This is a genomic window from Mucilaginibacter aureus (assembly GCF_053514885.1).
The window spans coordinates 3,045,051-3,068,098 of the sequence record NZ_CP170601.1; the positions used below are offsets into that span (position 1 = coordinate 3,045,051).

General features: G+C 43.9%; 21 protein-coding genes. 15 read left to right on the forward strand and 6 right to left on the reverse strand.

Translation table 11 applies throughout. The features are described 5' to 3' along the window. Window position 1: 1 nt before the first annotated feature. The 5 genes from ACFGVR_RS13010 (at window position 2) to ACFGVR_RS13030 (ending at window position 7,671) form a co-directional block, all read left to right on the forward strand. Complete coding sequence (locus ACFGVR_RS13010) at window positions 2–1,603, forward strand: complex I subunit 4 family protein (protein WP_448697651.1); 1,602 nt, start codon at window positions 2–4, stop codon at window positions 1,601–1,603. Between the two features lie 28 nt (window positions 1,604–1,631). Continuing rightward, complete coding sequence (locus tag ACFGVR_RS13015) at window positions 1,632–3,134, forward strand: NADH-quinone oxidoreductase subunit N (RefSeq protein ID WP_448697653.1); 1,503 nt, start codon at window positions 1,632–1,634, stop codon at window positions 3,132–3,134. 95 nt (window positions 3,135–3,229) lie between these two features. Next, complete coding sequence (locus tag ACFGVR_RS13020; RefSeq protein ID WP_448697655.1) at window positions 3,230–4,534, forward strand: ammonium transporter; 1,305 nt, start codon at window positions 3,230–3,232, stop codon at window positions 4,532–4,534. A 104-nt stretch (window positions 4,535–4,638) separates the two neighbouring features. Next, window positions 4,639–5,373, forward strand: a complete 735-nt coding sequence (locus tag ACFGVR_RS13025) for a DUF2071 domain-containing protein (RefSeq protein WP_448697657.1) — start codon at window positions 4,639–4,641, stop codon at window positions 5,371–5,373. A 390-nt stretch (window positions 5,374–5,763) separates the two neighbouring features. Continuing rightward, complete coding sequence (locus tag ACFGVR_RS13030) at window positions 5,764–7,671, forward strand: class II glutamine amidotransferase (protein ID WP_448697658.1); 1,908 nt, start codon at window positions 5,764–5,766, stop codon at window positions 7,669–7,671. A gap of 391 nt (window positions 7,672–8,062) precedes the next feature. On the opposite strand, the gene ACFGVR_RS13035 is transcribed toward ACFGVR_RS13030, so the two are convergent. Both ACFGVR_RS13035 and ACFGVR_RS13040 read right to left on the reverse strand, forming a co-directional pair. Then, the gene (locus ACFGVR_RS13035) at window positions 8,063–8,344 is read right to left on the reverse strand and encodes a hypothetical protein (protein ID WP_448697659.1); all 282 of its coding nucleotides are present in this window, start codon (window positions 8,342–8,344) and stop codon (window positions 8,063–8,065) included. Between the two features lie 2 nt (window positions 8,345–8,346). Continuing rightward, window positions 8,347–8,988 (reverse strand): LysE family translocator, encoded by a 642-nt coding sequence (locus ACFGVR_RS13040; RefSeq protein WP_448697661.1) that lies wholly within the window; start codon window positions 8,986–8,988, stop codon window positions 8,347–8,349. 163 nt (window positions 8,989–9,151) lie between these two features. Here ACFGVR_RS13040 and ACFGVR_RS13045 point away from each other — a divergent pair, with 163 nt between their 5' ends. The 7 genes from ACFGVR_RS13045 to ACFGVR_RS13075 all read left to right on the forward strand — a co-directional run bounded on the left by ACFGVR_RS13045 (window position 9,152) and on the right by ACFGVR_RS13075 (window position 16,987). Beyond that, complete coding sequence (locus ACFGVR_RS13045; protein ID WP_448697662.1) at window positions 9,152–10,621, forward strand: MFS transporter; 1,470 nt, start codon at window positions 9,152–9,154, stop codon at window positions 10,619–10,621. A gap of 8 nt (window positions 10,622–10,629) precedes the next feature. Beyond that, window positions 10,630–11,094: a deoxycytidylate deaminase gene (locus ACFGVR_RS13050; protein ID WP_448697663.1), complete on the forward strand. Its 465-nt coding sequence runs from the start codon at window positions 10,630–10,632 to the stop codon at window positions 11,092–11,094. A 163-nt stretch (window positions 11,095–11,257) separates the two neighbouring features. Further along, on the forward strand, window positions 11,258–12,604 hold the full coding sequence (gene eat, locus ACFGVR_RS13055; RefSeq protein WP_448697665.1) for an ethanolamine permease: 1,347 nt from the start codon (window positions 11,258–11,260) through the stop codon (window positions 12,602–12,604). 3 nt (window positions 12,605–12,607) lie between these two features. Further along, the gene (locus ACFGVR_RS13060) at window positions 12,608–13,987 is read left to right on the forward strand and encodes an ethanolamine ammonia-lyase subunit EutB (protein ID WP_448697666.1); all 1,380 of its coding nucleotides are present in this window, start codon (window positions 12,608–12,610) and stop codon (window positions 13,985–13,987) included. Then, window positions 13,984–14,745, forward strand: a complete 762-nt coding sequence (eutC, locus tag ACFGVR_RS13065) for an ethanolamine ammonia-lyase subunit EutC (RefSeq protein ID WP_448697668.1) — start codon at window positions 13,984–13,986, stop codon at window positions 14,743–14,745. The genes ACFGVR_RS13060 and eutC overlap by 4 nt, the downstream gene beginning before the upstream one ends. A gap of 361 nt (window positions 14,746–15,106) precedes the next feature. Continuing rightward, window positions 15,107–16,492, forward strand: coding sequence for an OmpA family protein (locus ACFGVR_RS13070; RefSeq protein WP_448697669.1), 1,386 nt, complete (start codon window positions 15,107–15,109; stop codon window positions 16,490–16,492). Between the two features lie 105 nt (window positions 16,493–16,597). Next, window positions 16,598–16,987, forward strand: a complete 390-nt coding sequence (locus tag ACFGVR_RS13075; RefSeq protein WP_448697671.1) for a RidA family protein — start codon at window positions 16,598–16,600, stop codon at window positions 16,985–16,987. 46 nt (window positions 16,988–17,033) lie between these two features. On the opposite strand, the gene ACFGVR_RS13080 is transcribed toward ACFGVR_RS13075, so the two are convergent. Continuing rightward, window positions 17,034–17,585: a glycoside hydrolase family 108 protein gene (locus ACFGVR_RS13080; protein WP_448697673.1), complete on the reverse strand. Its 552-nt coding sequence runs from the start codon at window positions 17,583–17,585 to the stop codon at window positions 17,034–17,036. A 106-nt stretch (window positions 17,586–17,691) separates the two neighbouring features. Beyond that, window positions 17,692–18,279: an acetate uptake transporter gene (locus ACFGVR_RS13085; RefSeq protein WP_448697675.1), complete on the reverse strand. Its 588-nt coding sequence runs from the start codon at window positions 18,277–18,279 to the stop codon at window positions 17,692–17,694. A 119-nt stretch (window positions 18,280–18,398) separates the two neighbouring features. Here ACFGVR_RS13085 and gpmA point away from each other — a divergent pair, with 119 nt between their 5' ends. Both gpmA and ACFGVR_RS13095 read left to right on the forward strand, forming a co-directional pair. Beyond that, window positions 18,399–19,088, forward strand: a complete 690-nt coding sequence (gpmA, locus tag ACFGVR_RS13090; protein WP_448697677.1) for a 2,3-diphosphoglycerate-dependent phosphoglycerate mutase — start codon at window positions 18,399–18,401, stop codon at window positions 19,086–19,088. A gap of 70 nt (window positions 19,089–19,158) precedes the next feature. After that, a complete protein-coding gene (locus tag ACFGVR_RS13095) occupies window positions 19,159–19,593 on the forward strand; it encodes an SRPBCC family protein (RefSeq protein WP_448697679.1) in 435 nt (144 codons plus the stop codon). Window positions 19,594–19,602: 9 nt separating this feature from the next. On the opposite strand, the gene xth is transcribed toward ACFGVR_RS13095, so the two are convergent. After that, on the reverse strand, window positions 19,603–20,370 hold the full coding sequence (xth, locus tag ACFGVR_RS13100) for an exodeoxyribonuclease III (RefSeq protein ID WP_448697681.1): 768 nt from the start codon (window positions 20,368–20,370) through the stop codon (window positions 19,603–19,605). A gap of 206 nt (window positions 20,371–20,576) precedes the next feature. On the opposite strand from xth, the gene ACFGVR_RS13105 reads away from it, so the two are divergent. Further along, a complete protein-coding gene (locus ACFGVR_RS13105; protein ID WP_448697683.1) occupies window positions 20,577–21,035 on the forward strand; it encodes a cold-shock protein in 459 nt (152 codons plus the stop codon). Window positions 21,036–21,329: 294 nt separating this feature from the next. On the opposite strand, the gene ACFGVR_RS13110 is transcribed toward ACFGVR_RS13105, so the two are convergent. After that, a complete protein-coding gene (locus tag ACFGVR_RS13110; RefSeq protein ID WP_448697685.1) occupies window positions 21,330–22,979 on the reverse strand; it encodes a glycoside hydrolase family 28 protein in 1,650 nt (549 codons plus the stop codon). Window positions 22,980–23,048: the final 69 nt, after the last annotated feature.

Below are 23,048 nucleotides of genomic sequence, written 5' to 3' on the forward strand. Positions count from 1 at the left end.
AATGAATATATTATCGTTACTCATTTTTTCGCCTTTGCTGTTTGGCTTGCTCATTGTTGTGCTGCCCGATAGCTTGCGGAATCTTTTCAGGTATATCACCTTATTTGCCACGCTTTTGCAAGTGGTGTTAAGCGTGTGGATGTATATTCATTTTAAAACAGGCGCGGCTTTCGCCGGATTTAACCACGAAGCGCAATACCAGTTTGTAGAAAAGGCGCATTGGATCAGTCTGAACCTGGGCGATATGGGTAAAATGCAGATCGATTATTTTGTGGGTGTGGATGGCATTTCTATCCTGATGATGGTGATGTCGTCTATCGTGATGTTTGTTGCGGCCCTGTCATCATGGGAGATCAACAAAAATCATAAAGGTTATTTTGCCTTGTTCCTGCTGCTGGATATGGCGGTAACGGGCGTATTTTGCTCGCTCGATTTCTTCCTGTTCTATATTTTTTACGAGTTGATGCTATTACCGCTGTATTTCCTGATCGGGATTTGGGGGGGCGTACGGCGCGAATATGCGGCCATCAAATTCTTCCTGTTTACGTTATTTGGTTCGGTATTTATGCTGCTGGTGATGCTGGGTTTGTACTTCTCGGTAAAAGATCCGGCCACGGGTTACCATACTTTCAATATCATCCAAATGATGAACCCCGCCAATTACGATAAGGACTCGATCTTTAATATCCTGGCCAACCATACGCTGTTTGGTTTCCCGGCGCGCACGGTTGGTTTTGTGGTGCTGTTCATCGCTTTTGCTATCAAAGTACCAGTTGTACCGCTGCATACCTGGCTGCCAGATGCCCACGTAGAGGCGCCAACACCGGTATCTATCATCCTGGCAGGTGTGCTGTTAAAAATAGGAGGGTACGGCATTATCCGGATCTGTTTGGGGATATTCCCGGAGGTGGCTACCTCAGGCGCATTTTGGTTGGGACTTTTAGGTGTGATCTCCATTTTATATGGCGCATTAAATGCCCTGGCACAGCGCGATCTTAAAAAGCTCATCGCTTATTCGTCGGTATCGCATATGGGGTTTGTGCTGCTGGGTATTGCCTCGCAAACTGCTGAGGGGATAAGCGGTGCGGTGCTGCAGATGGTTAGTCACGGCTTTTTATCATCGATGTTGTTCTTTTTGGTTGGCGTTATTTACAACCGGGTGCATAACCGCGATGTGTACAGCTTCCGCGGATTGGGTACTTTGCTGCCTAAATATACCGTGTTTGTAATGATCGCCTTTTTTGCATCGCTGGGTTTGCCGGGTTTCTCGGCCTTTATAGGCGAAGCCTTTAGCTTACTGGGCGCTTTCAACTCGCATGTGTTTAATGGCTTGCTGCCTACCTGGATGGCTGTTTGCGGCTCCATTGGTATATTGTTAAGCGCAGGTTATTTTTTATGGACACTGCAGCGGATGTTTTTTGGCGAGGTCCATTTAAAGGGCGGCAATATCTGGAAACTGGCTTTAACCGATCTGGGCAATCGCGAGATGATCGCTTTGGTTCCGCTGGCCTTATTGGCTCTGGCTTTAGGCGTAATGCCTTCGCTGGCTTTTGATAAGATCAATGATTCGGTACTGGCGCTGATACAATTTATACATCACTAACAATTAAACCGTCACTGTTCAACCATTAATGAACGATCTGATACCATATATACCTGCGCGGCTCAAAGATATTACGGATAGCCTGCACTACTTTGTGCCCGAGCTATGCCTGAGTATTTTGTTTTTGCTGGTTTTTATTACCGACCTGGTAGCCCGTAAAAGCAATGCGCTGATTTGCCGTGTTGCAGCTATGGCGGGTATTATTTGGGTATCATTCGAGACTTACCGTCAACTGGTTACTTTAAGCGCGCCGCATTTGTTTTTTAACGGGGCCTTGCTGCTGCACCATGTATCCATTTTGTTTAAGCTGATCATTGATGTGATCGCCTTGCTGATCTTACTTTATATCCCCTGGGATAAGGCGTTGCGTTCGCACTATAAAGGCCTGGCCGATCTGTATTCTATCGTCATAGCCTCGGTATTGGGTTTGCATTTAATGACGATGGCCGCAAACCTGCTGAGCATTTATATTGCCGTCGAGATGGTTTCCATTGCGTCGTATCTCATGGCCGCATACCGGTCGGACACGGCGGTTAGTACCGAAGCCGGGATGAAATACGTGTTGTTTGGGGCAACCTCATCAGCAATTATGCTTTACGGTATTTCGTTGCTGTATGGCTTTGCCGGTACCATGGATATTTTTACCAATAGTTTTATCACCAACCTGATGCTTACCAACCCGGTTAGCGTATCGCTGGCTATTGTGTTGGTGATGGTAGGTATCGGCTTCAAACTGTCCTTTGTGCCTATGCATTTTTGGGTGCCCGATGTTTACCAGGGCGCAGCGACACCCATAACGGCTTATCTTTCAACCTTACCCAAAATAGCCGGTTTTGCCTTGCTGATCAATTTTTTAAGACCGTTTGTGCTCAATAGCTTTTGGTCGGCTTTTGATTTTAGGTTGCTATTGTCGGTAGTGGGTATCATTACCATGATCGTGGGTAACCTGGCGGCCATCTGGCAAAACAATATTAAAAGACTGCTGGCCTATTCAAGTATTGGCCACACAGGTTTCGCGTTAATGGCCATCGCAACTTTTTCGGGCCAGGGCATATCCTCGTTAATATTTTACCTGGCAGTTTACGCAGTAGCAAACTTAGCTGCGCTGATGTTGGGTACCTATTATGTTAATAAGATCGGCGCGGCGACTTTAGATAGCTTTAAAGGTGTTGGCCTGCGCTATCCGTTACCATCCGTTTGTTTTGTGATCATTTTAATTTCTTTAGCGGGATTACCCATCACCGCGGGCTTTAATGGTAAAGTGCTGGTGTTTTCGGCGGTGTATAATATGTATCAGCAAAATCACGATTACCTGCTTTTAGCTTTAATGATTACAGGCGCCGCAACTACGGTTATTGCACTTTTCTATTATATCAAGATACCGCTGTATCTGTTTTTAAAGAAAAACGATCACCATGCCGATGATCTGATCGTTAATCACAGGTATTTACTGATGATGATTTGTTTCTTAACTTTTTTGCTGCTTTTCATCGGTATTTTTCCGCAATTTTTGAGTGGGATATTGAATTAGAATGATTTATGTAATATAAATCAGATAAAGTACATCGAAAACGTAGAATTTTTATAATTTTGGATATCTATTTAAGATATTTTTGAAAATTATACATGAAACGTTACTTCCCTTTTGCCATTTTGGCATTTCTTGTTATTCTAACTTTCATTTTTCCATCTATACAGGTCGTCAACTCAAACTCAAAGATTGATGCTGCCGATACTGCCTGGATGCTAAGCGCCACTGGATTGGTATTGATCATGACCCCGGGCCTTGCCTTTTTTTACGGTGGCATGGTGAATAAAAAAAATGTGATCTCGACCATGTTCCAGAGCTTTATTTGTATGGCGATCATTACCGTTATCTGGATAACTTTTGGTTTTAGTTTAGCCTTTGGCGATTCGGTAGGCGGTATTATCGGCGACCCGCGTACATTTTTTATGATGAAGGGCATGCTGGGAAACCAGGTTTGGAAACTAGCACCAACCATACCGCTGCTGTTATTTGCCATGTACCAGTTAAAGTTTGCCATCATCACCCCAGCGCTTATCACCGGCGCATTTGCCGAACGTATCCGCTTTAACTCGTACGTGGTATTTATCTGTTTATTCTTCGTATTTATATATGCTCCGCTGGCGCATAGTACCTGGCACCCGGATGGTGTGTTATTTAAATTAGGTGTGCTTGATTTTGCCGGTGGTACCGTGGTACACATGTCGGCCGGATGGGCGGCGCTGGCGTCGGCACTTTATTTAAAACGCCGCAACGAACCCAATCACTCGCCTGCCCGCATTACCTATGTGATGATCGGTACCGGTTTGCTTTGGTTTGGATGGTTTGGTTTTAATGCAGGCTCGGCTATGGGCGCTAATGCATTAGCCGTTACCGCGCTGGCAACCAGTACAACGGCATCGGCGGCAGCCGCGGTTTGCTGGATCAATGTGGATCTGCTTCGTGGTAAAAAGCCAAGTGCTATGGGCGCCTGTATAGGCGCGGTTGTTGGTTTGGTGGCTATTACGCCGGCGGCGGGTTTTGTATCTATTCCGCACTCGCTGGCTATCGGCGTTATTTCATCATTAGTAAGCAATATGGTGGTTGAATGGCGTACCCGTACTACGATCGATGATACGCTGGACGTTTTTCCGTGCCACGGTGTAGGCGGTATGGTGGGTATGGTGCTTACCGGAGTATTTGCTCATAAAAATATCAACGCCGGCAATACCACAGGTAACGGTTTGTTTTTTGGCGAATGGCATTTGTTTTTGACCCAACTGGAAGCCCTGGTAGGCGTTTCTATTTTCGCATTTTTCGGTTCGTTACTGCTGCTTAAAATTACCGATATGATCACCCCGCTGCGTGTTTCGGCCGAAGAGGAAGCGATTGGTTTGGATATTAGTCAGCATGGGGAAAAGCTGTAAGTAATTAACACGAGCGGAAGCTTGTGCAAGGAAGATAAAATTTATGGTGAAGATTTAGATGATTGTTGTTACATTGTTAATAAATTGTGCTAATAAAATGCAACATGAAATTACCAACCATACATGGTTATATAGACAGGCGGATACTGATAAACTTTGTAGCCGATCCGGAAGTTATAGAAAAAATTATTCCCGAGCCTTTTCGTCCGCAACTGTATAAAGGCAAGGCAATTGTAGGTATATGCCTTATCAGATTAAAAAATATTAAACCAAAAGGGCTTCCTGACTTTATTGGTATATCTTCTGAAAATGGGGCTCATCGTATTGCGGTAGAATGGGATGAGCAAGGACAAACAAAACAAGGCGTATTTATTCCCCGCCGGGATACCTCGCTAAAAATTAACACTTTAGTTGGGGGGCGGATATTTCCGGGAAAGCATTACCTGGCGAAATTTAATGTTCGGGAATCAAATGGCAGTTATCATATAGATTTCAAAAGCTCCGATAATACCAGTATTTCAATTGATGCAAATGAGGCGGAGCATTTTAATCCCAATTCTATTTTTGGAAACCTGGATAACGCCTCCGGATTTTTTGAAAAAGGATCGGTTGGTTATTCTCCAAATGGTAATAAATATGAAGGTTTAAAATTACAGGCTTATCAATGGTTAGTAAAACCGTTGAATGTAATTAATGTAGCATCAAGCTTTTTTGAAAACGAAGCCATTTTTCCGAAAGGTTCAATACAATTCGATAACGCATTATTGATGACCAAGATCGAGCATGAATGGCATGGCATTGAAGATAAGCCGGTTGCTTTGATGTCACATATAGCTTAACTGATTTTACTTCAGTTTCTTTTGTCAACAGGAGGATGGTCGACGAATTATTGAATATCTCCACCGCATTAGCGATAGGAGCGGATACCGGCCGTGTGGCTAATGCCCGTGCAGTATAAGCGGATAGCGTGGGCCGCAGGCAATGCCCAAATTGCCAATAACTGAATGATCGGGTTATTGAATGATTGATTAAAAGTAGTAAGTGATATCAAAGTCTAATCAATCAAATTTCGCCTGTTTAGCTGCAAATTTTTTACTATAAATCCCTCTTTCTGCAGATTTGTTAGTGTGGTAAAAACTGTCAAGGCAGGCTCATTTTAGCGTTTTCTAGTTCAAATTACCTTTACAATTTGATAATAAAGTTCTAACTTTGCGTGCTTAATACCCAATATGAGCGAATCGATAAAACACGAATGCGGCATCGCATTTATTCGTCTTTTAAAGCCCCTGTCTTACTACCAAAAAAAATACGGCACTGCACTTTACGGCCTCAATAAACTGTACCTGCTGATGGAGAAACAGCATAACCGGGGCCAGGATGGAGCCGGGGTAGCCACCATTAAGCTCGATATTGAGCCGGGTAAGCGCTACATTAGCAGGCACCGATCGATGGCATCAAACGCTGTAGCGGATATTTTTGAATACATACAGAAGAAGTTTGCCGACATACAAAAAGAACAGCCCGAAAAAATGGCTGATGCAGAATGGCTCAAAAACAACGTTAGTTTTACCGGCGAAGTTTTATTGGGCCATTTGCGTTATGGTACCCATGGTAAAAACAGCGTAGAGAACTGCCACCCGTTTTTACGCCAGAATAACTGGATGACACGTAACCTGGTTATTGCCGGTAACTTTAACATGACCAACGTTGATGAGCTGTTACAACAGCTTTATGATCTTGGTCAGCACCCTAAAGAAAAAGCAGATACGGTAACGGTGCTGGAAAAGATCGGTCACTTTTTAGATAGCGAGGTACAAGGTTTGTTTGACCAGTACAAACGCGAAGGTTTGGATGATAATGCGGAGATAAGCCGGCTGATCGCTAAAGACCTGGATGTTGCCAAGATCTTAAAAAAATCGGCCAAGAACTGGGATGGTGGTTATACCATATCGGGCATATTAGGGCATGGCGACGCATTTGTGATGCGCGACCCGGCAGGTATTCGCCCGGCGTTTTATTATATTAACGATGAGGTAGTAGTTGCCGCATCGGAAAGGCCCGCGATACAAACCGCCTTTAACGTACCGATAGAAGATATCAAAGAGGTACAACCGGGCCATGCATTGGTTGTTAAAAAGAACGGTAAAATAACCGAGGAGCGTTTTGGCGATCCTGCCGAAAAGAAAGCCTGTTCGTTTGAACGCATTTACTTTTCGCGCGGAAGCGATGCGGCTATATACCGCGAGCGTAAGCAACTGGGCCGTTTACTTTGCCCGCAGATATTGGATGCCGTGGATAGCGATATGGAGAATACTGTATTCTCGTACATCCCCAATACTGCCGAAATAGCTTACTACGGTTTGGTGGAAGGGATGCATAAGCACATTAAGCAATGCCAGAAAGAGATATTGCTGAACCGTGCCGATAAGATTACCGATAAGGAGCTGACCAAGGTGCTCAATATGGCACCCCGTATTGAAAAGATAGCCATTAAGGACGTTAAGCTGCGTACCTTTATTACCCAGGACGCTGATCGCAGCGAAATGGTGGCGCACGTTTACGATACCACTTATGGTGTTATTAAAGGCGGTGCGGATACGTTGGTTGCTTTAGATGATTCGATAGTACGTGGTACAACCTTAAAGCAAAGTATCCTTAAAATATTAGACAGGCTTGGGCCCAAAAAGATAGTGGTGGTATCATCGGCACCGCAGATCCGTTACCCGGATTGCTATGGTATTGATATGAGCCGCATGGGCGAGTTTGTTGCCTTTGAGGCGGCGATCAGCCTGTTGAAAGACAGCGGCCGTTACCAGGTGATCGTAGATGTTTACGAAAAATGTAAGAACAGTTCGAAACTGCCGAAAGAGGACGTGGAGAACTACGTAAAAGAAATATACGCTCCGTTTACCGATCAGGAAATATCTGACCGTATAGCGCAGATCATCACCCCTAAAGGCATCAAAGCTAAGATACAGGTGATCTATCAAACCCTGGACAATTTGCATATTGCCTGCCCCGACCATACCGGCGACTGGTATTTTTCGGGCAATTACCCTACGCCAGGCGGCAATAAGGTAGTTAACCGCGCCTTTGTTAACTGGATGGAAGGGAAGAACCAGCGGGCTTATATGTGATTTGGTTACCAGATAAAGGATTTAAAGAGCAAGGACTTTTGAGAATAAAGATTTAAGGAGCAAAGAGCAAAGATTTTATAACGTCTTTGTTCCTTGCTCTTTTTTCTTTCATCTAATTGCTTGGATTTTACCCGGATTTTTGTTATCTTGTAAGGTTAGCGCGAGGCTATAATCAATGCAATTATCGCAAATTGATACACATCGGTATACCGAATTTATACCGATGTAATACCTATGTGTTTGATGGGTATAAAAAAATAGAAAATGCTGCTGTGTCTCTTAAATGAGGGTTTTGGTTAAAATAACCTGAAAAATACCGATAAATACCTATGTGTTGAACTGGAAGTGCAAAGTTTAGTACCAGGTAAAAAGTAATCGGGAAAATACTGACTTAACAGACAATGTGAGCAAAGCACATGATGTATATTATAAAAGAAAATACAGTTGCTGCCGAACCCGCTGCTGCGCCAAGCGATGCCCGGTAAACGATAGCTTTTTGTAACGCAAGCAGATTGATTACTGATATCAAAAGGCCACCCGCAAATTCAATTAGCAAAGTATATTCAATAACATTTAGTTCGGAGTTAACCTGTATCGAATATACGACCAGTAACGCGTTCAATAACAATGTAGCTGTTGCAAACCACCACCATTTTGAGTTTTGGATGTTCATTGCTACTTGGCAGCAAAAATAAGATGGGTGAACAGCCTGTCGACTAATATTAGCGCGGCAATGATGAGCGCGATACCGGCTACCTGGTTTAACCGGTGTATTGATTTTTCGGATATCCTGTCGCGCAATTTGTTGGCGTAAAAAGCTTTGGTAGTATCCATCGAGAACTGTACGGCCAGTATAGTGATAAACATAGTGGCTATTTTTAACTGCCTGTTGTGCACATCTTCGGGATAATAGGTACTGGCTGCACCTATTACCGTTACCCAGTGAAAAAGCAGGGTAGGGTTAAAAATGCACATTAAAAAACCTTTCAGAAAAAAGCCGGCCCTGTTACTTTTTACAGGTGTTGTGGTATAACTTATTTCGGCTTTTTTAAAGATGTAGTAAATACCTATGATAAACAAAATGGAACTGCCTACCATACCCACAATTTTGGTATCAACCTTAAAGCTGATGAGTTGTGAGCCGAACAGGATGGCGCCGATGAACACCATATCGCTGGTTACCACGCCCAGGGCCATAGCTACGCCGGCATGAAAACCTTTTTCAATACTGGTTTTAATTAAGGCGAAAAAAACGGGCCCGGTTAGTACAGTTAGTACTAATCCAAACCCAATGCCTGTTATAATGGCTTCTATCATTAATTATGGCCTTGCGTTTTCAAACAATGCGAATATGCAACTTTATATTAAATACTAAGAAATTTTAAAACGAACGATTTGAAAATATAAAGTTAGATAATTATAAAATTTAAACTATGTTTATAGCGTAGAAAGTACACTAACCAACACCAATACAACATTCATGGAACAAAAAAACGCTAAAAATTACGGCTCGGCGCTGTATACTTTAATTACCGTATTCTTTTTTTGGGGGTTTGTTGCTGCAAGTAACGATATCCTGATACCGGTATTTAAAGAAAAATTAAACCTGGAGCAATGGCAATCGCAAATGATATCGTTCGCGTTTTACGTTGCTTATACTGTAGGGTCTATTATTTATTATGTAGTATCAAAAGTTAGCGGCGGCGATATACTTAACCGGATGGGTTATCGTAATGGTATTGCGTTAGGCCTGGTAATATCGGCAATAGGTACTTTGTTATTTTACCCTGCTGCCGAAACTTCGTCGTTCTTTTTAGTAATAACAGGTTTGTTTATTGTTGGTTTAGGTTTTTCGTTACAACAAACTGCAGCCAACCCATTGGCTATTATATTGGGCGACCCTAAAACAGGTTCGCAAAGGTTAAGCCTGGCAGGTGGTGTAAATAATGTGGGCACAACTATTGGCCCCGTATTGGTTAGTTTAGCCATCTTTGGTCAGATAGTGGCCGGCCAAACCAATGTGGCCAGTATCAGCGCGGTAAAAACGCCTTATCTGATTTTAGGTGCGGTATTTATTTTATTCGCGTTCATCTTTAAATTTTCATCTATCCCAAACAAAATAGATCTTGAACCGGAGGTTGTTGGTTCACCAACCGATGTGTCGAATGTTGAATCGCATTCAGAAAAATCGGCATTGGGTTATACACAGCTGGTTTTGGGGATGATCGGTATATTTGTTTATGTGGGCGTTGAAGTATCGACGGCAAGTAACCTGCCCGAATACATGCGTCAGAAATTGCACACCGCTACAGGCGATATCGCACCATTTATATCATTGTATTGGGCAAGTTTAATGGTAGGCCGCTGGGCAAACTCGGTAGGTGCGTTTAATGTATCGGCAACAGCAAAAAAAGTATTGAGTGTGATAGTTCCATACCTGGCATTTTTGCTTTTCCTGGGTGTTAACAAAATATTTAACCGCGATGTAACGCCATTTTATGTATATGCTGCAGTAATAGTGGTGATGATCGTTTCGGCACTGGCCAGTAAAGGTAATCCCGCAAGGCAGTTGTTGATATTTTCGGTAATGGGGATCACAGCTTTAGTTATTGGCATGCTTACAACCGGCATGGTAAGTGTATTTGCATTTATCAGCGTAGGCTTATTTTGTTCAACTCTTTGGCCCTGCATCTATACTTTGGCTATAGCCGGATTAGGCAAACATACTAACGAGGGGTCGAGCTTTTTGATCATGATGATCATGGGTGGCGGTTTTATCAGCTTGTTACAAGGTTATCTCGCGGCAGATAAATTCCTCGGTATCCAATGGAGTTACCTGGTAGGTGTGGCCTGTTTTGCATACCTGGCATTTTATGCTATCAAAGCTAAATTGGTACTCAAACAACAAGGCATCGATTTTGATGCTGTTGAAGTTAAAGGTAGCCATTAATATACATTATGACTAAACCCGGTTTTAACGATATTTTTATGAACCTCGCGCTCGACCTGGCCAAACGCTCACACTGCGTTAAGGCCCAGGTTGGTGCTGTTTTGGCTAAAGATACCCGCATTATTTCGATAGGGTATAACGGTCCTCCTGCAGGTACGCATAATTGCGATGAAGAATGGCCGGGTACGGGCTGCGCCCGCGATGCTAAAGGCAGCTGCTCGCTGGCTTTACACGCTGAAGAAAACGCCATATTATACGCAGTGAAGAACGGCACCAAACTGGAAGGCGCAACTTTGTATACTACCTTATCGCCATGTTTGCCTTGCGCAAGGTTGATCTTCTCGGCGGGTATAACCAAAGTTTATTTCCAAAAATCGTATGCGGCATATAAAGGCCTGCCTTTTGACGAAGGGGTGGAGTTTTTGAGGCGCTTTGGAGTTACGGTTGATAAGATGGAGGAAGTTAAAAGTTAAAAGTAAAAAGTCAAAAAAGCGGTTTTCATGCCGAACCTGTTGAAGGATCACTTGAAACTATTGCTTGCTCATGCTCCGCTTTTCTGTTTTTTTTGATTTTTGACTTTTTACTTTTGACTTTTTTTCGCTATCTTTTTCGCGTATTCCACTCAAGCACAAGGATATGCCCAACGAGCAAGCTCCACACCTTAAAAAGGTATTAAAGCCGATACATTTATGGGCCATTGCGGTTAGCCTGGTTATATCGGGCGAATACGTAGGGTGGAATTTGGGTTGGGGCGTATCGGGTACAATAGGCTTCCTTATTGCTACCGTTATCATCACCGCCATGTATGTTACTTTTGTATTTAGTTATACTGAGCTAACTACTTCTATACCACATGCCGGCGGCGCGTTTGCTTATGCTTACCGCGCCATTGGACCCATTGGCGGTTTAATTGCGGGGTATGCTACGCTGATCGATTTTCTTTTTGCTACACCGGTTATCGCTTCGGGCTTAGGTAGTTACCTGCATTTTTTGTACCCCGCTGTGCCGGTAGTACCCTGCGCAATTGGCTTTTATCTCATTTTTATGGGATTGAACATTTCGGGCGTAAAAGAGTCGGCAGTGTTTTCGATCGTGGTAGCTATGCTGGCAATAGCCGAATTGCTGATGTTTATGGGCGTAATAGCGCCATCGTTTAAAATGCAAACCTTTTTAACCGACCCGATGCCCTTTGGCTGGGGAGGCGTGTTTGCAGCATTACCCTTTGCCATTTGGTTCTACCTGGCTATCGAGGGTATTGCCATGGTTGCCGAAGAGGTTAAAGAGCCTAAAAAAGATATCCCGAAAGGTTATATATCAGGTATTGTCACCCTGGTTTTTTTAGCTTTTGGTGTGATGATATTAACCGGAGGGATCACCAACTGGCATAATTTAAGTAAGATTGATTACCCGCTACCCGAGGCTATCAGTATTGTGCTGGGTAAAACAAACGGACTGACCAAAATATTTGCAAGTATTGGTTTATTTGGTTTAATAGCTTCGTTTCATGGCACCATACTGGCTTATTCGCGCCAGGTTTTCGCTATGGCGCGAAGCGGTTACCTGCCCGCATTCCTGTCAACGGTCAATAAAAAGTTCAATACCCCGCATTGGGCCATATTAATTGGCGGCGTTATTGGATGTACAGCTATCCTTACCGGTACTACTGATCAGATATTGATCTTTTCGGTATTAGGAGCCGTTTTAATGTATATGATGAGTATGCTAAGCTTATTTGTTTTGCGTATTAAAGAGCCTAAACTGGAGCGGCCCTTTAGCTCGCCGTTTTACCCGGTATTTCCGGCTATAGCCTTAATTATATCTTGCGTAAGCATATTTGCAATTATTTGGTTTAACCCAATGTTAAGCCTGGTATTTTTTGCAGGGATGGCCGTAACTGTCTTACTCTTTATGGTATTAGGTAAGCATAAAGATGGTGTACCCGAGGACTTGTTGTTAATTGCACCGGTTACGCCGGCATCATAAACTATGGCATACCAGCATACTATACGTGGTAAGGTTTACAGGTTTGATAGTTTACGTATTCTGCTCGGTAAAGCCTCGCCATATCGATCAGGTGATGCTTTGGCAGGACTGAATGCCGATAATTACGAAGAGCGAATTGCAGCGCAGATGACACTGGCCGATGTGCCGCTTAAAAGCTTTTTAAACGAAGCTATTATACCTTATGAGAGTGATGAGATAACCCGGCTCATTATCGACAGTCATGATATGGCAGCGTTTAATGTGGTGAGTCATTTAACGGTTGGAGGCTTGCGCGATTGGCTGTTATCCGACGATGTGGATGGTTTTGTACTGCAAAAGCTGGCCCCGGGTTTTACGCCCGAAATGGTGGCCGCCGTATCCAAACTGATGGGCAACCAGGATTTGATCGCTGTTGCCAAAAAATGCGAGGTGATAACCCGGTTTCGTAATACCATTGGCTTAAAAGGGCGTTTTTCAACTCGTTTGCAACCCAATCACCCAACCGATGATGTGAAAGGTATCGCGGCAAGCATGATAGACGGTTTGTTGTATGGCAGCGGCGACGCGGTGATTGGTATAAACCCGGCTACTGATAGTCCGGCTGCGGTTGCCGCTTTACTTAATTTGATTGATTATTTGCGGCAGCAGTTTGATATCCCAACGCAAAGTTGCGTGTTGTGTCATATTACTACTACCATCCAACTCATCAACCAAAATGCGCCGGTCGATCTGGCCTTTCAATCCATCGGGGGCACCCAGGCAACAAACACCAGCTTTGGCGTTAACCTGGCCTTGCTGGATGAAGCTTATCAGGCCACGCTTTCGTTGAACCGGGGTACGGTGGGTAATCATGTAATGTACTTTGAAACAGGGCAGGGCAGCAGCCTTTCGGCAAATGCACATCATGGTGTTGACCAGCAAACCTGCGAAGCGCGCGCTTATGCCGTTGCCCGCCGGTTTAAGCCGCTGTTGGTGAATACGGTAGTGGGCTTTATTGGCCCGGAGTATCTGTACGATGGCAAACAGATTATCCGTGCGGCTTTAGAAGATCATTGCTGCGGCAAACTGCTGGGTTTGCCCATGGGTGTTGATGTTTGTTACACCAACCACGCCGAGGCCGACCAGGACGATATGGATAGCCTGCTTACCCTGCTGGGTGTGGCAGGGTGTAATTTTATTATGGGCATACCAGGTTCTGATGATATTATGTTGAACTACCAGTCGACCTCGTTTCACGATGCGTTATACCTGCGCAAGGTATTGGGATTAAGGCCCGCGCCCGAGTTTGAACAATGGCTGATTAAACAGGGCATATACAATACCGATGGGCAGTTAAACCACCATCACGATCCGGCAAAACTGTTAAAAGGCATGAATTTATGAGTAACGAACCTAATAATACGATAATTACAGCGGACGCCTGGGCAGGGCTTAAAAGCTTTACCGCTGCCCGTATTGCCATTGGCCGCACAGGTAACGCTATTCCGCTACAGCAAATGCTTGAGTTTAAGCTGGCCCATGCCCATGCCCGCGATGCCGTATATTCAAAATTGGATGTTGATGCTTTGCGCGATGATCTGCAGCAGTTTAACCTGCCTGTTCATTATTTGCATAGCCGGGCCGCCCATCGCGAAAAGTATTTAACACGGCCCGACTATGGCCGCAGACTGGATGACGCATCGATACAACAACTACAAAACCAGCCACCGGTTACTATTGCTGTTATTATTACCGATGGCTTATCGGCAACAGCCATAAACCAGTACGCGGCCGGCTTGCTGCAGTTCCTGGTACCCAAACTCACGGCAGCAAACATGGTTGCGCTAAATATCAGTATAGTTGAGCAGGGCCGGGTGGCTATAGCCGATGAAATAGGGCAGGCCTTTACGGCGATGTTATCCGTAATATTGATAGGCGAACGGCCGGGGTTAACTGCTCCGGATAGTATGAGCGCTTATTTAACGTACAAACCACGGGTTGGCTTAACCGACGAATCGCGCAATTGCATATCTAATATTCGTCCCGATGGTTTAAACCTTTTGGCTGCAGCTGATAAGCTTTTCTATTTAATTGCCGAATCGCTGAAAAGGAAACTTAGCGGAGTGGAATTAAAGGACAATTACGGGCTGTTGAATGAATAGCCTACAAGTAAAGTTGATGCCAGCTGCCCAATCCCTGAAAAGAAATTAGACGATGGAATTAATCACAACTATGCTTTTTTAAGCACTAAATTCTAATATTATCTTAAGTTTGTATATAATTTAGTACAGATTTTAAGTAAAAAACTAATAAATAATGCCATGTCACAGCAAGACATCAGGCATTATTTAAACAACGTATGTGCTACTTAACTTGTACTTAACCTTATTATTAGCCCCTTAAAGCTTTTAACGGATGTTATTTAGTTACCGGATAATGGAGAAATATAATTACATGGCATTACTATTGCCGCACTTAACATAACGTTTTCCCTTTTGGGTAAGCCAACCACAAACAACAACAATGATGAAACTCAACTTAAAAACTACAACTATGCTGCTGTCGGGATTAATGCTCGGCAGTACAGTGTTAGCTCAAACGGCCGACACTACTTTAACAAAAAACTATGTGCAGCCATTTTCGCCGGGCAGTGCTTTTAAAACCTGGTCATTTGGCATACACGCCGGGATGATAACCCCTTATACCTTTATAGGCGGCAAGCAGGATTTTAAAGGGCGCGAAACCCAATTAGGTTATGGCGCCTATATCAAAAAACAAATATTGCCTTCGTTTGGATTAGAGGCGGAATATTTTGGAGGGCAGATAGCCGGTAACGGAGCGCCAACTACCGCTTCGCCTCAGCCTTACGCAAGCTATAGCACCCAATTGAACTGGACTGCAGCCTTAGCTGCCAATATTACTCTGGCCAATATTAACTGGCGCCATAATCAGGGAGCTATACAGCCTTACCTTACTTTAGGCGGTGGTTTCATGTCGTTTACGCCTAAAGTATACAGCGGCACAGGTAGCAGATTGCCATTGGCAACAACCGTAACCGATTTCCAGGAGTTTTTTATCCCTGTGGGCGTAGGTTTAAAGTTCAATATTGCTAAGAGCGTTAACCTTGACCTGGGATACCAGATGAATTTTGTTAACTCGGATTTTGTTGATGGTTATGCATTTGCATACAATAACGATAAGTTTGCTTACGCTCATGCAGGTTTAGAATTTGCGTTTGGAGGCAAGTCAAAACCGCAATTGGCAACGCATAACCCCGTATCGTCGATGCGTTATGAATACATGACCAAGGCACAAGCCTTACAAAGTGAACTGGATGCTCAAAAAGCAGAGAACGACCGTTTACGTGCCGACTTAACTAAAACCAACAATAATTTAGCTACTACCAACGCTAACCTGGCCAAATTAACTCAGGATAGTGACGGCGACGGCGTTCCGGATGCGTTCGACAAATGCCCTAATACTCCTGCCGGTACTAAAGTTGATGGTTCGGGTTGTCCGCTGGAAGTTGTTAAACCTGTTGAAAAAGTTTACATAACCGAAGCCGACCGTAAAGTTGTTAAAGATGCTATTGCCAACCTTGAATTTGATTTAGGTAAAGCAACCATCCGCGCGCATTCATTTCCAAGCTTAGACAGGGTTGCCCGTTTACTGGTTGATAAAAACTTTAGCCTGAAACTGGCCGGCCATACAGATAATACAGGTTCGTCTGACTTAAACATGAGGTTATCAAAAGACCGCGCCGAATCGATCAAAAACTATTTGGTAAGCAAAGGCGCCAATCCATCGCGTATTGAGGCGACAGGTTATGGCGAAACACAACCTATAGCTACCAATAAAACCGCTGCCGGTCGTCAGAAAAACCGCAGGGTTGAGTTTACGTTATATTAAGATATGAAGAAGTACTATTGATTTCCTGAGAAGCCATCCACTGCAGAGTGGATGGCTTTTTTTGTTAACGGAGAATTAGTTATATTGCACACTAAACCTCACATAATGAATGATATAGTAAGTTTTAACTCTGCAGGTGTACCCAGGTTAAATACCTTTATACCACAGGCTACTATAGCCGCTGGTTTAATTTATGTTTCGGGAACGGCAGGTACCGTGCGTGAAACCGGGAAACTCATCAGCGATAGTTTTGAGGAGCAGGCACGACAGGCGCTCAGGAATATTAAGACCATACTTGAAGAAGCAGGCAGTGGTATTGATAAAGTTGTTAAAACTACGGTGTGGATGGTTGCAGATGCCGATCCTACATTTGCTGCTATCAATAAAGTTTATGCGGAATTTTTTCCGGTTAATCCACCCGCACGCAGTGCGCCGCAGGTTAATCCCTTTCCGGGTGGTATATTAGTGTCGGTAGAGTGTATTGCACTGGCATAAAAATGCCCGGCATATTTATACCGGGCATCAAAATAGGGTAATGTGTTTAGTATTTGCCGGGTACATACGGCCATAACCTGCTAAACCAGCTGTTTTGAAACTGCGCCTGCGATGGGTTATTAGCTATAATGTTTTGGTAAAACTGTTTGCGTAATGCTATAAATGCATTGTACAGTGTTTGCGGATCGGCTGCATTTATGGCGGCCAGTGTTTGCGGCCCGATGATGCGATCGACCGGTACACCTGCTGCCTGCTGTAAAAACTGCGCGCCACGGCCGGTGCCCATATTTACCGAAGTATCAAACACCTGGTTGGCGATCTGCTGATCGTTAATAGAACCGGTGCTGTTAACATTCCAGTAATTTGCTACATAAAATGATTCCACTTCGGTTTGCAACTGAGCGTTTGCGCCCAAGGCAGCGTTGATGTTTGCTGGTTTGGTAGCTAAAATGCTGTCAACTATAGGCCAGCCGCTCCAATTGGGGTTATAATTACGGGCAACACCGCGGTAGGTTTGGCCGCCGCTATCGGCAGGATTGTTGGCGTAACCGCCCTCGGCACCCATGGTTAAGTTAAAGGATATTGAAAAATCTGCCATAAAAGGGATGGATTGTATAGGTTAAATAATAACCGAAAATAATAAATATATGCAATAAAAAAGCCCGCAGCGTATTTCTGCGGGCCTATATTTATAGCTTAATTGTTTATGCTGTAACAGGGCCCAATGGCAATACCACACGGCCGTAAAGTTCATTCAACACCTGTGCAATACCTGTATAAATAGCCAGTAAGCCGCAAAGTATGCCTTCGTAGCCGGCAAAATGGCCCAGACCTTCGCAACCAGCATGTTCGGCTGCCAGTAAAAAGAAAAGGATAGTTAGCGTACCAAAAACCAATTGCAGTGCCCGGCTTAATTTTAATGTGCCAAAAAACAGCAACAAGGTAAAAACACCCCACATGCCTAAATATGCTGCCATAGAGGCATCAGTAGGAGCGGGCATCCAGCCAAATTTAGGTATCAATATCAACGCTACCAGGGTGAGCCAAAAAAAGCCATAGCTGGTAAAAGCCGTCAATCCGAAGGTGTTGTTCTTTTTAGCCTCAATAATGCCCGCAATTACCTGTGCAAGGCCGCCATAAAAAATACCCATAGCTAATATCATGGGGCTCATTTCAATTAAACCTGCATTTTTAAAGTTGAGTAAAACGGTAGTCATGCCAAAGGCCAGCAAGCCAAGGGGAGCCGGGTTAGCGGTGTTCTCTTTTAAAGAGATGATAGATGTTTCTGCCATAATTTTTAGGTTTGATAAATTGGTTTATAATTACGATGGTGTAATATGAACAATTAAAAGTAAATGTTTTTTAAAACAATACCAATATAAAAACATTACAGCAGTAACAATTTTACAGGATGCAAAAATTAGTTTTGATACGCCACGGCGAAAGTATCTATAATAAAGAAAACCGCTTTACCGGCTGGACAGATGTTGACCTGAGCGATACCGGTTACCTGCAGGCCAAACATGCCGGCGAAGTACTAAGCAAACACGGCTATAATTTTGATATCGGCTTTACCTCGGTTTTAAAGCGTGCCATTAAAACCCTGCATATTGTATTGGAAGAGCTTGATCATTTGTGGATACCGGTACAAAAATCATGGCGGATGAATGAACGGTTTTACGGCGCTTTGCAGGGTTTGAACAAGGAAGAAACCATAGCTAAATACGGTTTTGAGCAGGTGCAACGATGGCGCCGCGACCCGAATGAGCTGCCACCCGCCATTACCAAAGACGATGATCGTTATCCGGGACATGACTTGCGGTACAGCCACCTAACCGAACGCGAATTACCCCTGACCGAAAATTTAAGCGAAACAATGGATAGGGTACTACCGTTTTGGCAGGAAAGCATTGTACCCGAGATGCGCAAAAATCAAAAAGTGATCATCTCCGGGCACGGCAACAGTTTACGTGCACTGGTTAAATACATTGATAATTTGAGCGACGAAGAGGTGACCGGCCTTGAAATACCCACAGGCGTACCCCTGGTATACGAACTGGATGACGAACTTACACGGATAAAACACTATTACCTGGAATAAACCGGCATGCTGATATAAACCAAGTTGGGTTTTAGTTGTTGGGATATTGAACAGTAAAGAAAGATGCGCTATGAAAGATTACGTTGTTCATCAAAAAATAACCTTGAATGCAAAGCCCGAGGTAGTATGGGATGCATTGACCAACCCGGACAAAACAGAGAAATACTTTTTTAACTGCCGCGTACTATCTGATTGGAAGGCAGGCGGTCCGATCATCTTTAAGGGCAAAATGTTTTGGGTTATCCCGATAGAAATGAAAGGCGAAATTGTTAAAATTACGCCTAACAAACTACTTAAATATACCCTAAAAAACGGAAAAGGTAAAGATGCGACAACATCAACCGTGACCGACGAGCTGACCTATGCCGATGGTAAAACCACACTCTCCATTACCGATGATGTAGGTAGCGGCGAAGGAGCTGATAAACGTTATCACAGATCAGTTAAAGGCTGGCACAAAATATTGACAGGCCTAAAGCACTTCATTGCTGACCAACCTGCTTAAAGCTTCGGCTTAAGAAAGCTCGATCCAAACCGGGCAATGGTCGCTACTCTTTTCCCAGCCGCGTACATTACGATCAACACCGGCTGCGGTAAGGCGGCTATCCAGGTGCGGGCTTAACAAAAAATGATCTATTCGTAACCCGGCATTCCGCTCGTACGCATTTCTAAAATAATCAAAAAAAGTATAGATAACTTCGGTTGGGTATAGTTTGCGGATGGCATCCGTCCATCCCTGGGCTATTAAATTATGAAAAGCCGCGCGTGTTTCGGGCCTGAATAAAGCATCATTAACCCAGCGCTCGGGTTTATAAACATCTATCTCTGTTGGCATCACGTTGTAATCGCCACACAAAACAACAGGCAAATCGCGTGCAAGCAAACCGGCCGCATGTTGGGTAAAACGTTCAAACCAGCGCAATTTATAATCAAATTTAGGTCCGGGGGCAGGGTTGCCGTTTGGCAGATATAAACAACCAACAACCACGCCGTTAATCAATGCTTCGATGTAGCGGCTATGCAGATCTTCCGGATCGCCCGGCAGGCCACGCTTTAGCTCCTGTATTTCGGTACGGGCCAGTATGGCTACGCCGTTCCAGCTTTTTTGTCCATGCCAAATGGCATTGTATCCTGCATCTTTGATGGCCTGTTCCGGAAAGTTTTCCTGTGGGGCCTTTAATTCCTGCAGGCAAACTACATCGGGCTGCGTTTCGCTTAACCAGCGGAGCAATACAGGCAGGCGGCCGTTTACGCCGTTAACGTTATAAGTGGCTATTTTCATTAAAAGCTAAGTTAGCGAAAGTATGTTTATTTATCGTCATGAGCATTTGGTATAATAAAAATCTGCAAGGGTTGTTTACACAATTTATGCTGAATATGGTTTAGAAAGATTGTTTACCCGTTAAAAGAAGACCTGCCTAAACAAATTAATGCAGATTTGTGAATTTAAATTTTGGCAATTTCAAAAAAAATGCCTATATTATAGACATGGGTAAATCATTAGAAACATTTAGTAAAAAGGATAGGGAAAAGAAAAAGGCGAATAAGCAAAGAGAAAAGAAGGAAAAGGCGGAAGAACGCAAAGCAAATTCGGACAAAGGCAAGAGCCTGGAAGACATGATGGCTTATACCGACGAGTACGGTAATATTACGGATACACCACCAGATCCGGCCAAACGCCGTAAGGTAGCGGCCGAAGATATCCAGATTGCTGTACCCAAACAGGCGGAGCCTTCACCCGAGGACCTGGTGCGGAGTGGCGTGGTTACTTTTTTTAACGAGTCGAAAGGGTTTGGCTTTATTAAGGATATGCAAAGCCAGGAAAGCATTTTTGTGCATGTTAACGGGTTGCAGGAAGCCATACAGGAAAATGATAAAGTTACTTTTGAGATTGAGCAGGGGCTAAAAGGTCCGGGTGCGGTTAAGGTTAAAAAATTGGCTAAATAATAATTTTAATCATTGATCATTGGGTCATTGGTTTTGTATAAAAAAGAAGTGGAAGAAACATGGAAAAATTTCTTACAATTTCCCCCCTTAGACAATGATTGAATGATTGATTTTTGAATGATTGAAATAAAAAGGAGATCGAAAATTTCTTACAATTCCCCCCCTGGGACAATGATTGATTTTTGAGTGATCGAAATAAAAGGAGAGATCGAAAAATTTCTTACAATTTCCCCCCTGGCAGATAGGGGATCTTAATGTAAGAATGCTCTGCATAGGATAGAGTGTCTTTCATTTTCAATCCACCGTTAGATCATCTTTTTTAGCTCCGTATTGAAACTGGTTATGCATATCGGCCTTTACTGCCGGAGAATGTGCAAGGTTAATGGATCTTGAGCGGTCGCCATCAATGCTGAAAAGCACGGGCGGTGTTTTTGGGGCATTCAAATAGTCAAAATCAATGTTCGTGCTGTTTTCGATATGGATAAGCTTTTTATCTTTCTCGCACACTAAGGAGATGTTCTTGAGTTTGATATTGCTTGCTTCAACTATTTCCATGCCGGCATCAGCGGTTATCCGTGCGCCTGTGATATGGATATCCTGAATGCTCATTTCGGGCAGGCCACGCAGTAATATTCCGCGGGCGGCACCATCGCAAACAATATTTTCGATATAAAATTTTCTAAACCGGGGCGTACCATCGCCTACGGGCGGCATTTCGATGGTGCCCTTGCCTTGTGCCAGATTTGGAGCTTTGGTGAAATAGTACATATCAAAAGTGACGGCGTCGCCAACAATGTTTCGCATCCTGATGTTACGAATGAATATATTTTCAACTATCCCGCCTCTGCCACGTACGGTTTTAAACCGAAGACCGCTGGCGGTACCGATAAAAGTGCAATCTGAAACAAAGATATCATGCGCCCCGCCCGACATTTCGCTGCCGATAACAAAACCGCCGTGTGCTTTATAAACCACATTATTGCGGATGACCATATACATGGATGCTTTGCCGCGTTTCCTGCCTTCCTCATCTTTACCCGATTTGATACAAATACCATCGTCGCCACAATCCAGGGTGCAATTTTCCACTCTAACGTAAGCGCACGATTCGATATCCATCCCATCGCCGTTTTGTGCATTCTCTTCGTTCCGTACCTTAACCCCGTCAAAGGTTAGCTGTTCGCACAGCAAGGTGTGGAGGCACCAGGCAGGCGAGTTTTGAAAGGTTACATTTTGCAGCAGCACGCGCTTACAATTGGTCAGCACCAATAAATTTGGTCTGAAAAAGTCTTTAACCGGCATATAATCAGCTAAGGGTTTTCCCGGCAAAGGTGTTGCTCCCTTTAATGCTTTAACACCTTTGGCATAACTTTCAGATGGGTACCACGTTTTGCCATCATCGCTCAATACCCCGGTTTTAATGATGTCCTGCCATTCTTTCTCGGTCACACGATCTTTACCCATAGCACGCCAAACTTCGCCATGCCCATCAATTATGCCTTCGCCGGTGATCGCTATATTCTCCAGGTCTGTCCCTGTGATCGGCGACTCGTTACGCACGGCCCGGCGACCTTCAAAATTGCCTTCTACTAAGTGATATTGGCTTTTATCATCAGTAAACTGTAGCAGGGCCGATTTACTGACATACAGGTTTACATTGCTTTTCAATACGATCGGTCCGGTTTGCCAAACTCCCGCAGGAATAAGTACTACCCCCCCGCCTTTTTTATTGCAGGCACTGATCGCATTGTTGATGTTTACGGTATTCAGGATACTTCCATCGCCTTTAGCACCATAATCTGCAATATTAAAAGTATCGGTTCTAAATACCGGAGTCTCCACAGATGGTAGGTGGGCCCATGAATAAGTTGGATTTTGGGCATTTGATACACCAGAAAAGAGTGTAAAGCTCAGTATTGCAGACAGTAATAAACCGGTTTTCATTTAAATTTGATTGGATGTGGGTTATAAAACAAGGGAATTATGGAGCAAACATACCTGCTTGCCTGATAG

Bases quoted from the DNA above. Each gene is read 5' to 3' on its own strand.
- ACFGVR_RS13010 (WP_448697651.1), top strand. From the start codon at position 2: ATGAATATATTATCGTTACTCATTTTTTCGCCTTTGCTGTTTGGCTTG.
- ACFGVR_RS13015 (WP_448697653.1), top strand. From the start codon at position 1,632: ATGAACGATCTGATACCATATATACCTGCGCGGCTCAAAGATATTACG.
- ACFGVR_RS13020 (WP_448697655.1), top strand. From the start codon at position 3,230: ATGAAACGTTACTTCCCTTTTGCCATTTTGGCATTTCTTGTTATTCTA.
- ACFGVR_RS13025 (WP_448697657.1), top strand. From the start codon at position 4,639: ATGAAATTACCAACCATACATGGTTATATAGACAGGCGGATACTGATA.
- ACFGVR_RS13030 (WP_448697658.1), top strand. From the start codon at position 5,764: ATGAGCGAATCGATAAAACACGAATGCGGCATCGCATTTATTCGTCTT.
- ACFGVR_RS13035 (WP_448697659.1), bottom strand. From the start codon at position 8,344: ATGAACATCCAAAACTCAAAATGGTGGTGGTTTGCAACAGCTACATTG.
- ACFGVR_RS13040 (WP_448697661.1), bottom strand. From the start codon at position 8,988: ATGATAGAAGCCATTATAACAGGCATTGGGTTTGGATTAGTACTAACT.
- ACFGVR_RS13045 (WP_448697662.1), top strand. From the start codon at position 9,152: ATGGAACAAAAAAACGCTAAAAATTACGGCTCGGCGCTGTATACTTTA.
- ACFGVR_RS13050 (WP_448697663.1), top strand. From the start codon at position 10,630: ATGACTAAACCCGGTTTTAACGATATTTTTATGAACCTCGCGCTCGAC.
- eat (WP_448697665.1), top strand. From the start codon at position 11,258: ATGCCCAACGAGCAAGCTCCACACCTTAAAAAGGTATTAAAGCCGATA.
- ACFGVR_RS13060 (WP_448697666.1), top strand. From the start codon at position 12,608: ATGGCATACCAGCATACTATACGTGGTAAGGTTTACAGGTTTGATAGT.
- eutC (WP_448697668.1), top strand. From the start codon at position 13,984: ATGAGTAACGAACCTAATAATACGATAATTACAGCGGACGCCTGGGCA.
- ACFGVR_RS13070 (WP_448697669.1), top strand. From the start codon at position 15,107: ATGATGAAACTCAACTTAAAAACTACAACTATGCTGCTGTCGGGATTA.
- ACFGVR_RS13075 (WP_448697671.1), top strand. From the start codon at position 16,598: ATGAATGATATAGTAAGTTTTAACTCTGCAGGTGTACCCAGGTTAAAT.
- ACFGVR_RS13080 (WP_448697673.1), bottom strand. From the start codon at position 17,585: ATGGCAGATTTTTCAATATCCTTTAACTTAACCATGGGTGCCGAGGGC.
- ACFGVR_RS13085 (WP_448697675.1), bottom strand. From the start codon at position 18,279: ATGGCAGAAACATCTATCATCTCTTTAAAAGAGAACACCGCTAACCCG.
- gpmA (WP_448697677.1), top strand. From the start codon at position 18,399: ATGCAAAAATTAGTTTTGATACGCCACGGCGAAAGTATCTATAATAAA.
- ACFGVR_RS13095 (WP_448697679.1), top strand. From the start codon at position 19,159: ATGAAAGATTACGTTGTTCATCAAAAAATAACCTTGAATGCAAAGCCC.
- xth (WP_448697681.1), bottom strand. From the start codon at position 20,370: ATGAAAATAGCCACTTATAACGTTAACGGCGTAAACGGCCGCCTGCCT.
- ACFGVR_RS13105 (WP_448697683.1), top strand. From the start codon at position 20,577: ATGGGTAAATCATTAGAAACATTTAGTAAAAAGGATAGGGAAAAGAAA.
- ACFGVR_RS13110 (WP_448697685.1), bottom strand. From the start codon at position 22,979: ATGAAAACCGGTTTATTACTGTCTGCAATACTGAGCTTTACACTCTTT.